Source organism: Halomonas dongshanensis, from assembly GCF_024790395.1.
In the GTDB taxonomy this organism is placed as follows: Bacteria; Pseudomonadota; Gammaproteobacteria; order Pseudomonadales; family Halomonadaceae; genus Vreelandella; species Vreelandella dongshanensis.
The window spans coordinates 1-13,006 of the sequence record NZ_JAJISC010000006.1; the positions used below are offsets into that span (position 1 = coordinate 1).

Genomic DNA, 13,006 nt, shown 5'->3' on the forward strand with positions numbered 1-13,006 from the left:
CTCAGTAGTGAAACCGCTCAGCGCCGATGGTAGTGTGGGGCCTCCCCATGCGAGAGTAGGTCATCGTCAGGCACTTATTAGAAAACCCCGAGTACTCTGTGCTCGGGGTTTTTGCTGTGGGCGGAATAAAAGCACGAAGAGAAATACGCGAAGCAAACAGGATATGAAAAAACCGGCCGAGGCCGGTTTTTTGGGTGATGCAGTAGAAGCATCTAGGCGGATGTATTCAAACGCCCCGATTGCGCGCTGTTGCGGCCATCTGGCTTGTAGAGGGTCTTCTCGGCGATCTGGCGGATGTAGTCGAGCATGTTCTGATTGTGCGTCATGCGCAGCGTTAGCATCTCGCCGGTAAGTGCATTCAGGCGCGCCGTCTGCTCACTTTTGCTTAGCAGCGCTGTCCAGCTGGAGGCACAGCCGGCGTCGTCTGCGGCTTGGCGTGCGCCCTCTAAGCCATCGACGTAGCCCAGGCGCTTTTGCACGTCGCGCCGCAATCGTTCGGCGCGTTCGATATCGTCGAGCAGTGCCTGTTTCTGCTGGGCGAGCTGTGTGAGGGCCTCGCCATCCACGCTGCCCTGGGTCAGCTGCTGCTGCTCCTGTTCGAGCAACTGAGTCAGCGCGGTCAGGCGTTCGACCTGGGCGTGCAGTAGGCGATCAAGACTCATATCAGCGATATCACTCTTTCAGGCTTTTGATCAGGCCATCGGCAATACGCTCGACGCGAATTTCCAGGCGCCCTTCGCGAATGGCATCGCGAATCTCCTGCACGCGAGCAGTGTCGATGTCTTGGGAGTCGTCGCTGGATAGCTGACTTAGGCGAGTTGTCGATGCTGTCGACGACTCGACTTCAGACGGCTTGCCTGCTTTGGGTGCCTCGTCGCGCGACGAGGTCGGCGTCGAGCGCAGGAATGGATTGACGTTATCGATCTTCACGTAGGTGCCTCATGGTCAGCGTCAATGCGACGGCTCGGCGATGTTGTCGACTATGTTGAGAACTATCGACCGCACTGACAGAAACTTTAGCCAAGTGTTTAAAAATCCACCACCAGAGTGGCGGATTCGACGACACGCGCGGTCACGATCTCACGTTGACCAAAACGAACCCGTACCTGTTCCCCTAACGCGCCGCTATCGAGCGCCTCGCCTTCACGCGATACGCGAAACGCCGGGCCTTCGGCCAGCACGGTGACGCGCTGGCCGCGCGCAACCAGTGCCGGTGACTGCACGGCGTAATCGAGAAAGGGCGCACCGCTGCGCAGACTGCGCTGGGCCACCTTGCCAATCACGTCTTCAGCGTGAACCAGCGTCTGGCTCGAGAGTGCGCTGAGGTTGCCCTGCTGCTCGATGAGCATGTCGCGGGTGATCAAGGTGCCGCGCTCGATATCGCGACTGGCCACGACATAGCGGCCAACTACCTCGACGTGCGCCTGAAGATAGCGAATCTGACGCTGATCGGCACCGCAGCGCACGCCAACGGATACGCGCCCAAGTGGCGGCTGATTGGCATTGGGAAAGAAAGGTGTCGGGTCGATACAGGCCGGTAGATGCGGTGAGGGCGGGCGTACGTTGATCGCCACCTCTTCGCCAAGCGCCTGGGTGGCGTCGAAGAGAAATTGATGCACTCGGCTCATCAACACGTCGTCGGCGATGCTGGGTACCGCGATACCCCAGCAGGTAAACGCCAGAAGGCAGCGCTGTGCGCGCCGAGAGGCAAAGAGAAACGGCATGACAAGCCTCGCCGATTAGAAAAAAGTGCGAGCACGCAGTGTAGCGAAAGGCGCTGGCCCATAACAGGCGAATTGCTGCCGGAAACGCAGGCTGTTCCTGGCTTTGGGCTGACACTCCCGAACGTATTCTTCACCATCGATAAATACCACTTTTGACGCCTTTCGTCGGGCAAGGGTGCGGGATGATTGATCAGCTAGGATCGGCCTTCGACTACCACCAGCAGGCGCTGAGCCTGCGTCAGGCGCGCCACGAGGTGCTGGCCGCTAATATCGCCAATGCCGATACACCCAACTACAAGGCGCGCGACATCGACTTCGCCAGTGAGCTCAAACGTGCCACTGCTAGTGGTGCCCAGCACGCAGCTCATCAGGGTGGACTCGATTTGGCGCGCACCTCAAGCCGCCACATTGCCGGTGAAGGCCCTGCGTGGCGTGGCGGCTCGGCCCAGCTACTCTACCGTATCCCCGACCAGCCGAGCCTAGACGGTAACACCGTAGACATGGATCGCGAGCGCACGCAGTTCGCCGATAATGCCGTGCGTTACCAAGCCGCGCTGACCATTCTGAATCGTCGTATTCAGGGCTTGAAGAACGCCATGCAACCGGAGTGATCCGGCGTTAACCCGTAGAGGAGCAAAGATATGTCGATGTTTTCCGCTTTCGATATCGCCGGTTCAGCCATGAGCGCACAGTCCCAGCGTATGAACGTCACCGCCAGCAACCTGGCCAATGCCGACAGCATTGCCGGGCCCGATGGTGAAACGTACCGTGCCAAGCAAGTGATGTTCGAAGCTCAGCTGCAGAACAACCGCTACGGCATAGGCGGCGTGCGTGTCACCGAAGTAGTGGAAGATGAATCTCCCCTACGCCTTGAGTACCGTCCTGGACATCCAGCCGCCGACGAGAACGGCTATGTGGCCAAGCCCAACGTCGAGCCAGTACACGAGATGGTCAATATGATCTCGGCCTCGCGCTCTTATCAGGCCAACGTGGAAATCTTCAATACCACCAAGCAGATGATGATCCAGACACTCTCTCTGGGCGAGGGGTAAGCGATGAACATTGATAACAGCGTGATCAACAGTATCAACGGTGGCGGAAAAACGCCCAACCTGTCGCCAAGCCAGTCGCAAGAGATGCGCGACAGCTTCATGACCCTGCTGATTACCCAGCTACAGAATCAGGACCCGCTCAATCCTATGGAGAATGCGGAGATGACATCCCAGTTGGCACAGATAAATACCGTTAGTGGCATCGAGCAACTCAACGATACGCTCAATGGTATTACCCAACAGATGGACGCCGCTCAGGCGCTACAAGCCGCTGGCCTAATTGATAAAGCTGTTCTGGTACCAGGAAGTAACGTGATGGTGAGCGTTGACGATGAAAATAACGCTTACGCGACGCCTTTTGGGATCGAATTGGCCTCACCGGCCAGCCAGGTCGAAATCTCGGTGCTCAGCAAGTCCGGTGAAGTGGTTTACACCAACAGAGTAGGTGCGGTCGCGGCCGGAGTGGAGTCTTTTAGCTGGGATGGCTTGACGAATGAGGGAGCCGTAGCGCCAGAAGGTGCTTATACGGTGCGCTTCAGCGCGATGAATAGTGCAGGTGAGCCAATTGAGGCTCAGACGCTTAACTATGCCTTGGTTCAAGGTGTTTCGCCCGGCAACGGCAATAATGACGTTCGCTTGGACCTTGGTGCCATTTATGGCCAGGTCACTCTTGACCAAGTAAAACAAATTCTTTGAGATCACTTAGAGGTCATCATGTCATTTACAACGGCTATTTCAGGCATCAATGCGCAGTCGGAAAAATTGAATGCTGCAGGCAATAACATCGCTAACTCTCAAACGGTGGGGTACAAGAGTTCTAGCGTACGCTTCGCTGATGTATTTGCCGCTTCGCGCGGCATTGGAGTTAGTGTTTCCGATACACGCCAGGATTTTTCTCAAGGCAGTATTGAGAGAACTAACCGCAACCTAGACTTGGCAATTGCCGGCGGTGGGTTCTATCGCTTGGAGCAGGCATCAGGAGAAGTGGGTTACTCCCGTAGTGGTGAATTTAGTTTAACTTCAGATGGTTATATAGTTAACGCTCAGGGCGATCGGTTGACGGGGTATGGGCTAGATACCAATGTTGATCAAAATGAAGTGCGTGAAGGCCGAGCGCTTCCATTCCCTTTCACCGATGTTCTCGTGGGTGGTGCTCCCCAAGCCCTTAGAGTCCCATCCGATGACCTGCCTGCCAAGCAAACGTCCGAGGTTGCTGGCGTTTATAACTTTAATTCTGAAGCGGTGCCGGGCGAAGGCTTAGTGACTAATCGGTTTCGTGTCGGTGCAGCAGGTGGTAGTCAAGCCGATTTAAACCTTAACTATCATTTTAGCAACAACTATACGACCTACGATTCGTTAGGCAACGCGCGTGAAGTCACTACCTATTTTGAAAAAGTAGCGGATAATACTTGGCTTGCTACAGTAGCTGTTGATGGTCAGTTGCAAGGTTCAGGCGGTGGGGCATTTGATCCTACTGGGGACGATACGCCTCAAGTATTTTTGCTTAACTTTAATCAAAATGGTCAGCTTTTAACTAAGGCAGATGTTATTGCTGCAGGTGTAGCAGCTGAGCCTAATACTTCGTTTGATGCGCTGGCAAACTCTGCAGTTTTAGGTGTTACTCAGGTTTCAGACGCTTTTACTTATACTAGACCTAATGCGGCTAGCCCTTTTGTGCGTAATTCTAATATATTTGATGTCGACTCAGGAGGTCGTGTAACAGCCACTACAGCTCGAATTAATGAATATGTTACGAATGGATCTGACGTTTTTAGTGGTAGCGAAATAAATATTACCATTCCTGGTGTTCAGGGTGCTAATAACCCATTCACTTATGCATTTGATTTTGCGGGAAGCTCGCAGTTTGCTAACGCTTCTCAGCAAAATGAGCTAACCCAGAACGGTTATACCTCAGGGGCGCTGGCTGGCATTTCCGTTACCAATGAAGGCGTGGTGATGCGTAACTTCACTAACGACCAGTCTCGACCAGCTGGTCAGATCTCGCTGGCTAGCTTCCGAAATGAAGAGGGTCTTGAGCCCCTGGGTAACAACCTTTGGGCGGCTACTAGCACTTCCGGCCTGGCGAATCTAGGCGTTGCAGGAACTGGCCAGTACGGTCAAATTCAAGCCGGTGCCGTCGAAGCCTCCAATGTGGATTTGGCTAAAGAGCTTGTAGATATGATCGTGGCGCAACGGGCCTATCAGGCCAACTCCAATACCATCAGCACTCAGGACGAACTCCTGCAGACGATCATCAATCTGTAGGGAGTAGCCGATGGATCGCATGCTCTATACCGCCATGAGCGGCGCCAAGCACACCATGGATCAGCAGTCCGTGGTGAGCAACAACCTCGCCAACGTCTCGACCGCGGGCTTTCGCGCCCAGCTGCAGGCGGCGCGCGCCGTGCCCGTGCAAGGCGAGGCGCTGCTGGCCACCCGGATGTCGGCGGTCACGACCACTCCGGGCTCGGATTTCACCCAGGGGCCCATCGAGCGCACCGGACGCACACTGGACGTGGCCATGCAGGGCGATGCTTGGATGGCGGTCTTGGGTGACGACGGCAGCGAGGCCTATACCCGCCGCGGTGATCTCGAGCTCGACAGCGACGGCGTCTTGATGAGCCTGGGTCGCCCGGTCATGGGCGACGGTGGCCCCATCGCCATTCCCCAGGGCGCCGAACTCTTCATTGGCGCCGACGGTACCCTGAGTGCGATCCCCGAAGGCGTAGGTCCCGAAGCGCTGGTCGATGTCGGGCGCATCAAGCTGGTGACGCCCGCGCTAGGCGAGCTAGTGCGCGGCGATGACGGCCTGTTTCGTGCGCCACCCAATGCCGATGGCGAGCCGGGCATGCTCGAGGGTGACGAAAATGCGCGGTTGGTGAGCGGCGCGCTCGAGGGCAGCAACGTCAGCGCCGTCGAGACGATGGTCGGAATGATCGACATCGCCCGACGCTACGACATGCAGATGAAGCTGCTCTCAAGCGCAGACGAAAACGCCCAGCGGGCCAACAACATCTTATCCGTTCAGGGCTGATTACCGCCCCAAGGCAAGGGAACATCCTCATGATTACATCGCTATGGACCGCCAAAACGGGTCTCGAAGCGCAGCAGACCAAGCTGGACGTCATCTCCAACAACTTGGCGAACGTCAGTACCAATGGCTTCAAGCGCTCGCGCCCGGTCTTCGAAGACCTGCTGTATCAAAACATGCGCCAGCCCGGTGCTCAGAACAACATTCAGGATCGCCTGCCGTCGGGCATGCAGGTGGGTACCGGTGTACGCGCCGTGGCCACCGAGCGACTGCATACTCAGGGTGGCCTGGAGCAGACCGAAAACTCCCGCGATCTGGCGATCAACGGCGAGGGTTTTTTTCAGGTGCTACTGCCCGATGGTACGACCGGATATACCCGTGACGGCAGTTTCCAGCTCAATGAAAACGGCCAGATGGTCACGGCCAACGGTTATCCGCTCGAGCCCGCGATCTTTTTGCCGCCCAATGCGCTATCGGTCACCGTGGGTGAAGACGGTACCGTCAGCGTGCGTCAGCCTGGCGTTGCCATCGACAACGAAGTCGGTCAGATATCGGTGAGCACGTTCATCAATCCGGCTGGCTTAGAGAGCGTTGGTGGCAACCTCTATCTCGAAACCGCCTCTTCTGGCGCGCCTAACCTCAACATGCCGGGCATGAACGGCGCTGGTCGGTTGTTCCAGGGCTACGTCGAGACCTCCAACGTCAACGTGGTCGAGGAGATGGTCAGCATGATCCAGACCCAGCGGGCCTACGAGATCAATAGTCGGGCGGTCTCCACCAGCGACGAGATGCTGGCGCGGTTGAGCCAGCTATAAGCGAGCAGGAGAGCGAGTGAGCATGCGGGATTTGTATTGCCTTGGGCGTCGGCTCGGCGTCATTGCGCTGTTGCTGGTCATGCTGGTGGCGGCAGGCTGTGCCCAGATACCCCGCGCCTCGGTGGTCGGCGAGCAGGAGCAGATCAGCATCGTCGATCGCCCGCCGCCGGTGCCCAACGGCGCCATCTATCAAACGCGTCGCGGCTATCAGCCGCTGTTCGAGGATCGTCGACCACGGGCCATTGGCGACATTCTGACCATCGTGCTGAACGAGCAGGTCAGCGCGAGCAAGAACGCGCAATCCAATGCCAACCGCAACGGCTCCTCGAGTCTCGATATCGCCCAGATTCCAGACGTCATCGACTTTCTGGTGGATTACGGCTTCGACGTCAGCGCCGAGAACGTCTTTGCCGGTGGCGGCGGGGCCCAGGCCAATAACTCCTTTACTGGCACCATTACGGTCTCGGTACTGGAGGTGATGAACAACGGCAGTCTGCGCGTGCGTGGCGAAAAGCAGATCGCGATTAACCAGGGGACCGAGTTCATCCGCTTTTCCGGGGTGGTCAACCCGCGCACCATCACCGCTCAGAACACCGTACCCTCTACTCAGGTGGCGGATGCTCGCATCGAGTACGTCGGTGATGGCTATATCAACGAAGCGCAGCACATGGGCTGGCTACAGCGTTTCTTCTTGAACGTCTCTCCCTTCTAGACGCCCCTTAAGACGCGAGGCAAGAGTGAACAGAGTAATGCGTATCGTCAGGCGGTGTCGGCCGTCGACGGCTGGACTGGCAAGACTCGCTGCGGTCGCGCTCGTCGTCATCGCCCTCCCGGCCCAGGCCGAGCGAATTCGCGAGATCGCTAGCTTCGCTGGCGTACGCGACAACCAGCTGGTGGGCTACGGCTTGGTCGTCGGCCTCGACAACACCGGCGACCAAACGACTCAGGCACCGTTCACCAGCCAAAGTCTGACCAACATGCTCTCGCAGCTTGGTGTCAACATTCCGGCGGGCACCAACTTGCAGCTGCGTAACGTGGCCGCGGTCATGGTCACCGCCGATCTTCCGCCGTTCTCCCGCCCTGGCCAGCGCCTGGATATCGTCGTGTCGTCGATTGGTAACGCCCGCAGTCTGCGCGGAGGTACGCTATTGATGACCCCGCTCAAGGGCGCCGATGGGGATACCTACGCGCTTGCCCAAGGCAATATGCTGGTGGGTGGCGCAGGCGCGCAGGCGGGCGGCAGCAGCGTACAGATCAATCAGCAGGCGGCCGGGCGTATTCCCGGCGGCGCCTTGGTCGAGCGTGAAGTGCCGCTCAACTTGGGCGCCAATGGCGGAATGCTCGAGCTTCAACTCAACGAAGCCGATTTCGGTACCGCTCAGCGCATGGTCACGGCGATCAACGGCGAGTTCGGCCGCAGCGTGGCCTATGCGCGCAACGGCGGCGTCATTGCCCTGGACGGGCCGCTCGATGATAACGCGCGCGTAAGCTTCATGGCGCGGGTCGAGAACGTTCAAATCACCCCCATGGAGGCGCCAGCGCGGGTGGTGTTCAACTCGCGCACGGGGTCGGTGGTGATGAATAGCGCCGTAACGCTGCGTCAGGCGGCGGTGGCACACGGCAATCTATCGATCATGATCGATTCGCGCTTCGGCGTCAGCCAGCCCGCCCCTTTCGGGCAGGGGCAGACGGTCGTGGTGCCCGATGCCGACATCAATATCGAGCAGCAGGAAGCGTATCTGCAAATCGTCGAAGGTGCGCAGCTCACCGACGTGGTCAACGCGCTCAATGCCCTTGGCGCGACGCCCCAGGATCTGATGTCGATCCTCGAAGCGCTCAAGGCCGCAGGCTCGCTACGCGCCGAGCTCGAGGTGATCTGATGAGCATCGGTAACGACATGAGTGGGCAGTTCGCGCTCGACATGCAGGGCTTCCAACGGCTACAGCACACCGCTCGCGTCGATCCCGAAGCGGGCGTGCAAAGCGCCGCTCAGCAGTTCGAGGCGCTATTCATCCAGATGATGGTCAAGAGCATGCGCGAGGCCGTGCCGACCTCAGGGCTATTGCAGAGCCGGGATACCGACTTCTATCAGTCGATGCTCGATCAGCAGTGGTCTCAGGTAATGGCAGCCAAAGGCATCGGCCTGGCCGATGCCCTGGTCGAGCAGCTCAAGCGCCAGGGCGCCATAGGGAGCGCCAGTGGCGTTGCCGATCCTGACTTGCAGCAGCTCATCGCTGGCATTCCACGCGGCGTGCCGCGCGTGCTCGATAGTCCCTTGGCGGGCGGCGCGCCGGGTAATGAGGAGCCGCACGGCCGCTTTATCGACGAGCTCGATGCCGTACGTGCACGCACGGCCCAAGCGCCTACGGCGCAGGAAACCGTGCCTGCCGGGTGGGAGAACGCGCCCGATCATGTACGTCAGTTCCTCACCGCGCTGGCCGAACCGGCCCGGGCGGCTAGCCAGGCCACCGGTGTGCCGGCCGAGCTGATTCTTGCCCAGGCGGCGCTCGAAACCGGCTGGGGGCGTCACGAAATCGCCCGTCAAGACGGCGCCAATAGCTACAACCTCTTCGGTATCAAGGCGGGTAGCCAGTGGCGCGGAGCGACGACTGACGTCGTCACCCACGAATACGTCAATGGACGGCGCACCCAGATGGTGGATACCTTCCGCGCCTACGACTCCTATGCCCATGCCTTTACCGACTACGCCGGGCTGATCGGTAACAATCCGCGCTACGCCAAGGTCGTCACTGCGTCTAGCGCGGCGCAAGCGGCGCACGCCTTGCAGCAGGCGGGCTACGCCACCGACCCGCGCTACGCCGAAAAGCTCGTGGCAGTGATGCAGACGATGGGGATCGACTCGCCCACCTGGCTTGCTAGCGCGCACTGAGTGAACCTCAAGTTTTTTCGCCCACGGCCGATAGCACAGGTATCGGCTTGAGGAAGTGAACCATGAGCATGTTTTCGATTGGCCTGAGTGGGCTGAATGCGGCGCAGAACGCGCTCAACACCACCAGTAACAACATTAGCAATCTCTATACGCCGGGCTATAACCGCGAGCTCACGCAGCTGGGCGAAGGCAGCTTCGGCAGCAAGGGCGTTCAGGTCAACGCCATCGAGCGGCAGTTCAACGAGTACGTCGCTCGCCAGCTCAACAGCGCCAAAACGCAGTCCAGCGCGCTGGAGACCTACGCCGGGCAAGTCGGCCAGATCGACAACCTGCTCGCTGATCGCGAAGCGGGGCTAGCGCCTCTCATTCAGGGCTTCTTCTCGTCGCTCGAAGATCTGGCCAGCGCCCCTGCCGATCCGGCAGCGCGTCAGGGCGTTTTGGGAGCGGCCGATACGCTCACCGCGCAGTTTCGCTCCTTCGATGGCTACTTGCAGGACATGCAGGACAACCTCAATAGCCAGCTCAAGGACGAAGTCACCCAGATCAACAACACGCTGGAGCAGATTGCCGGGCTGAACAAAGAGATCTCGCTGGCGCGCGCGCGCACCGGTGACGCGCCCAACAGCATGCTCAACCAGCGCGATCAGTTGGTGTCCGAGCTCAACGAGCGCATGGACATGCGCCTGAACATCCAGGATGGCAAGACCTATAACCTGAGCTTGCCCAACGGCCAGCCCCTGGTCACCGGCACCAACGCCTTCTCGCTCGAAGCCGTTCAGGCCGACTACGACCCCCAGCGCACGGTGATTGGCTACCGTGACGGTGGAGGCAATCTGGTTCAGCTCGACGAAGACGTGATCCGCGGTGGGTCGCTAGGCGGGCTGATGGCCTTTCGCTCAGAAACTCTGGACAAGACCCAGAACCAGATTGGTCAGTTGGCGGTCTCGTTCGCCGTGGCCTTCAATGCACAGCATCGCCAAGGTGTCGATCTCGATGGAGAAGCGGGTGAAGATTTCTTCACTCTGCGTGCGCCCCAGGTCTATAGCGGTGCAAGCAACACAGCGAACGTCACCGAGATCGATTTCGATACCGACCGTATCGACGAGCTGCGCGCCACCGACTACACCGTCTCTTTCGAGAGCGGTGAGCCGAGCGTCGTGCGTAAGGACTCCGGGCAACGCGTCGATGCGGACTGGAGTGACGGCACCCTCAGCTTTGGGGGAATCAACATGCGCTTTAGCCAAACGCCCGTAGAGGGCGACAGCTTCGACGTGCAGCCAGTGCGCCGCGCGGCAAATGGCATGGACACCGCTTTCCGCGATCTGGACAAAATGGCGGCTGGCACCGAAGGCGCTTCGGGCGATAACCGTAATGCCCTGGCGCTGCAGAAGTTGCAAACCCAACCCCTGGTCGGCGGTAGTGCCTCGTTCAGCGGTGCTTATGCGTCGATGGTCAGTGATGTAGGTAATCGTACCAATATCACTCAGGTCAACTTAGAAGCGCGCCAAGGCCTTACCGACCAGCTGCGCGCGGTACAGCAGTCGGAGTCGGGGGTGAGTCTCGACGAGGAGGCGGCCAACCTGATTCGCTACCAGCAGTACTATCAGGCCAACGCCCGCGTCATCGATACGGCGGGCTCGCTGCTCGACGTCATCCTGAACCTGCGCAGCTAAGGAGTTTACGCAATGCGTATTAGCACGATCACCATGTTCGAGCAGGGCACGGCGTCGATGAACCGCCAGCAGAGCGAATTTCTCAAGGTCAGCCAGCAGTTGGCGAGCGGGCGCCGGGTGGTCAACCCGTCGGACGACCCCCAGGCCGCCGCCCGTGCCGTGCGAGTCGATCAGTCCAAGGCGATGGTCGAGCAGTACCAGGATTCGCGCATCTCGGCGCGCAACGCCCTCTCGCAAAGCGAGAGCATTCTCAATAGCGTGAGCGACGCCATCACCAAGGCCAAAACGCTGACGATCCAAGCCGCCAGCGATACGCTGAGCGATGCCGACCGTCAGTCCATTGGCAGCGAGCTGCGCGGGGTGTACGAAACCCTGCTGGGCCAAGCCAACGCCACCGACGGCAACGGCCGCTACCTCTTTGGCGGCTATAAGGACGATGCGCCGCCCTTCGAAGTGAATGGCGACAAAGCCATCTACGTCGGCAGCAGCGAAAGCCGCGAGCAGCGCGTCGATGCCGAGCGCTTGATGCCAGTCACCTTCACCGGCCAAGACGTCTTTCGCCAGATGCCGGGGAATACGGAAGGGGACGACGATCTCTTCGCCACGATCGAAGAAGCGCTGCGCGTGCTGGATACGCCTGCGACCAGCGATGCCGAGAAAGCCGATTTACGCGATACCCTCAACGCCTCCATGCGCAAATTCGACAGCGTTTTGGACAACGTTTTGACGGTACGGGCAAGCGCCGGGGCGCGCTTGAACGAGTTGGACGTGATCGATGCGGTAGGCGATAACCGCATGCTCAACTACGAGCAGACGCTATCGGATCTGGTCGACCTGGATTACGCCGAGGCGATCTCCGAATATATGCAGCGCCAGATGGGGTTTCAGGCCTCGCAGCAGACCTTTGCCAACGTTAACCGTATGTCGCTGTTCGAATATCTCTAAGTAAATCCACGAGCCGCTCTCAACGCCGCCCGCCGCCAATGGTCCTTCATTGCGGCGGGCGGCGTCGTTTTACCTACCGGGTTATCCTCCTAGTGGCGCCATCAGCTCGATCAGTCCCTGCATGAAGTTCACGCCCTGGCTGAACAGGCTTTGCAGAAAGCGTCCCAGGTCGGTCATTAGCACCATCATCAGCACCAAGCCCACGGTGAGCGAGGTCGGGAAGCCGATGTTGAAGACCGTCAGCTGCGGCGCCGAGCGGTTGAGGATACCGAGTCCCAGGTTGATGATCAGCAGCGCCCCCACCACCGGCAGTGCCAGCAGCATCCCCGAGGCGAAGACGGTGCCAGCGTAGCGGGCGATCATCTCGAAGGCGTTGGGGTTGAAGCCGCCAAGGCCAATGGGCAGCGTTTGAAAGCTCATCACCAGCACCTCCAGCACCATCAGATGGCCGTTGAAGGCAAGAAACATCAACAGCGTGATCATATAGAGGATGCGCGACAGCACCATGATGTTGGTGCCACTGGCGGCGTCGAAGAAGCTAGCAAAGCCGAGCCCCATCTGCAGGCCGATGAACTCGCCCGCGGCCTGCACCGCAGCGTAGACCAGGTGCATAACGAAACCGATGGCAAGGCCAACGACGATCTGCTCGACGAGGATGCCGATGCCTGCCCAGGAGACCACCGGTACGTCCGGTAGCGGCGGCAAAAGCGGCGCCACCACCAGGGTCACAAGCGCGGCCAGGCCTACTTTGGCTTGATTGGGAACGCTCGAGTGGCCCCATAGCGGTGAGACCGCCATGAAGGCGGTAATGCGGGCAAAGGGCCAGAGAAAGGCGACGATCCACCCTTGAAGCTGGTCGAAGCTGACCTCAACCAC

Annotated in this window: 15 protein-coding genes; 11 read left to right on the forward strand and 4 right to left on the reverse strand. The window is 59.3% G+C overall.

Features of this window, described 5'->3' with window-relative positions:
* Positions 1–212: 212 nt before the first annotated feature.
* The 3 genes from flgN to flgA all read right to left on the reverse strand — a co-directional run bounded on the left by flgN (position 213) and on the right by flgA (position 1,724).
* Positions 213–662 (reverse strand): flagellar protein FlgN, encoded by a 450-nt coding sequence (gene flgN / locus LLY24_RS12965; protein ID WP_259036730.1) that lies wholly within the window; start codon positions 660–662, stop codon positions 213–215.
* A gap of 10 nt (positions 663–672) precedes the next feature.
* Entirely contained in the window at positions 673–930 is a 258-nt protein-coding gene (flgM, locus tag LLY24_RS12970; protein WP_259036731.1) for a flagellar biosynthesis anti-sigma factor FlgM, read from the reverse strand.
* A gap of 98 nt (positions 931–1,028) precedes the next feature.
* Complete coding sequence (gene flgA, locus LLY24_RS12975; protein ID WP_259036732.1) at positions 1,029–1,724, reverse strand: flagellar basal body P-ring formation chaperone FlgA; 696 nt, start codon at positions 1,722–1,724, stop codon at positions 1,029–1,031.
* Positions 1,725–1,906: 182 nt separating this feature from the next.
* On the opposite strand from flgA, the gene flgB reads away from it, so the two are divergent.
* The 11 genes from flgB to flgL all read left to right on the forward strand — a co-directional run bounded on the left by flgB (position 1,907) and on the right by flgL (position 12,130).
* On the forward strand, positions 1,907–2,335 hold the full coding sequence (gene flgB / locus LLY24_RS12980) for a flagellar basal body rod protein FlgB (protein WP_259036733.1): 429 nt from the start codon (positions 1,907–1,909) through the stop codon (positions 2,333–2,335).
* Between the two features lie 30 nt (positions 2,336–2,365).
* Entirely contained in the window at positions 2,366–2,776 is a 411-nt protein-coding gene (gene flgC / locus LLY24_RS12985) for a flagellar basal body rod protein FlgC (protein ID WP_259036734.1), read from the forward strand.
* A 3-nt stretch (positions 2,777–2,779) separates the two neighbouring features.
* Positions 2,780–3,472, forward strand: a complete 693-nt coding sequence (locus LLY24_RS12990) for a flagellar hook assembly protein FlgD (protein ID WP_259036735.1) — start codon at positions 2,780–2,782, stop codon at positions 3,470–3,472.
* Positions 3,473–3,490: 18 nt separating this feature from the next.
* On the forward strand, positions 3,491–5,041 hold the full coding sequence (locus LLY24_RS12995; RefSeq protein WP_259036736.1) for a flagellar hook protein FlgE: 1,551 nt from the start codon (positions 3,491–3,493) through the stop codon (positions 5,039–5,041).
* A gap of 10 nt (positions 5,042–5,051) precedes the next feature.
* Positions 5,052–5,810 (forward strand): flagellar basal body rod protein FlgF, encoded by a 759-nt coding sequence (locus tag LLY24_RS13000; RefSeq protein WP_259036737.1) that lies wholly within the window; start codon positions 5,052–5,054, stop codon positions 5,808–5,810.
* A 29-nt stretch (positions 5,811–5,839) separates the two neighbouring features.
* Positions 5,840–6,622 carry a flagellar basal-body rod protein FlgG gene (gene flgG, locus LLY24_RS13005; RefSeq protein ID WP_259036738.1) on the forward strand — a complete coding sequence of 261 codons (783 nt, stop codon included), beginning with the start codon at positions 5,840–5,842 and terminating at the stop codon, positions 6,620–6,622.
* A 22-nt stretch (positions 6,623–6,644) separates the two neighbouring features.
* The gene (locus LLY24_RS13010; protein WP_259036739.1) at positions 6,645–7,334 is read left to right on the forward strand and encodes a flagellar basal body L-ring protein FlgH; all 690 of its coding nucleotides are present in this window, start codon (positions 6,645–6,647) and stop codon (positions 7,332–7,334) included.
* 37 nt (positions 7,335–7,371) lie between these two features.
* Positions 7,372–8,502 (forward strand): flagellar basal body P-ring protein FlgI, encoded by a 1,131-nt coding sequence (locus tag LLY24_RS13015; RefSeq protein WP_259036740.1) that lies wholly within the window; start codon positions 7,372–7,374, stop codon positions 8,500–8,502.
* Entirely contained in the window at positions 8,502–9,512 is a 1,011-nt protein-coding gene (gene flgJ / locus LLY24_RS13020) for a flagellar assembly peptidoglycan hydrolase FlgJ (protein WP_259036741.1), read from the forward strand. Before LLY24_RS13015 ends, flgJ begins: the two co-directional genes overlap by 1 nt.
* 62 nt (positions 9,513–9,574) lie before the next feature.
* Positions 9,575–11,185: a flagellar hook-associated protein FlgK gene (gene flgK, locus LLY24_RS13025; RefSeq protein ID WP_259036742.1), complete on the forward strand. Its 1,611-nt coding sequence runs from the start codon at positions 9,575–9,577 to the stop codon at positions 11,183–11,185.
* Between the two features lie 12 nt (positions 11,186–11,197).
* Positions 11,198–12,130, forward strand: coding sequence for a flagellar hook-associated protein FlgL (gene flgL / locus LLY24_RS13030; protein WP_259036743.1), 933 nt, complete (start codon positions 11,198–11,200; stop codon positions 12,128–12,130).
* An 81-nt stretch (positions 12,131–12,211) separates the two neighbouring features.
* Here the strand turns inward: flgL and fliR are convergent, their stop codons facing one another.
* Positions 12,212–13,006, reverse strand: coding sequence for a flagellar biosynthetic protein FliR (gene fliR / locus LLY24_RS13035; protein WP_259036744.1), 795 nt, complete (start codon positions 13,004–13,006; stop codon positions 12,212–12,214).

Coding starts and splice junctions, on each gene's coding strand:
- flgN (WP_259036730.1), bottom strand. CDS start 662: ATGAGTCTTGATCGCCTACTGCACGCCCAGGTCGAACGCCTGACCGCG.
- flgA (WP_259036732.1), bottom strand. CDS start 1,724: ATGCCGTTTCTCTTTGCCTCTCGGCGCGCACAGCGCTGCCTTCTGGCG.
- flgB (WP_259036733.1), top strand. CDS start 1,907: ATGATTGATCAGCTAGGATCGGCCTTCGACTACCACCAGCAGGCGCTG.
- flgC (WP_259036734.1), top strand. CDS start 2,366: ATGTCGATGTTTTCCGCTTTCGATATCGCCGGTTCAGCCATGAGCGCA.
- LLY24_RS12990 (WP_259036735.1), top strand. CDS start 2,780: ATGAACATTGATAACAGCGTGATCAACAGTATCAACGGTGGCGGAAAA.
- LLY24_RS12995 (WP_259036736.1), top strand. CDS start 3,491: ATGTCATTTACAACGGCTATTTCAGGCATCAATGCGCAGTCGGAAAAA.
- LLY24_RS13000 (WP_259036737.1), top strand. CDS start 5,052: ATGGATCGCATGCTCTATACCGCCATGAGCGGCGCCAAGCACACCATG.
- flgG (WP_259036738.1), top strand. CDS start 5,840: ATGATTACATCGCTATGGACCGCCAAAACGGGTCTCGAAGCGCAGCAG.
- LLY24_RS13010 (WP_259036739.1), top strand. CDS start 6,645: ATGCGGGATTTGTATTGCCTTGGGCGTCGGCTCGGCGTCATTGCGCTG.
- LLY24_RS13015 (WP_259036740.1), top strand. CDS start 7,372: ATGCGTATCGTCAGGCGGTGTCGGCCGTCGACGGCTGGACTGGCAAGA.
- flgJ (WP_259036741.1), top strand. CDS start 8,502: ATGAGCATCGGTAACGACATGAGTGGGCAGTTCGCGCTCGACATGCAG.
- flgK (WP_259036742.1), top strand. CDS start 9,575: ATGAGCATGTTTTCGATTGGCCTGAGTGGGCTGAATGCGGCGCAGAAC.
- flgL (WP_259036743.1), top strand. CDS start 11,198: ATGCGTATTAGCACGATCACCATGTTCGAGCAGGGCACGGCGTCGATG.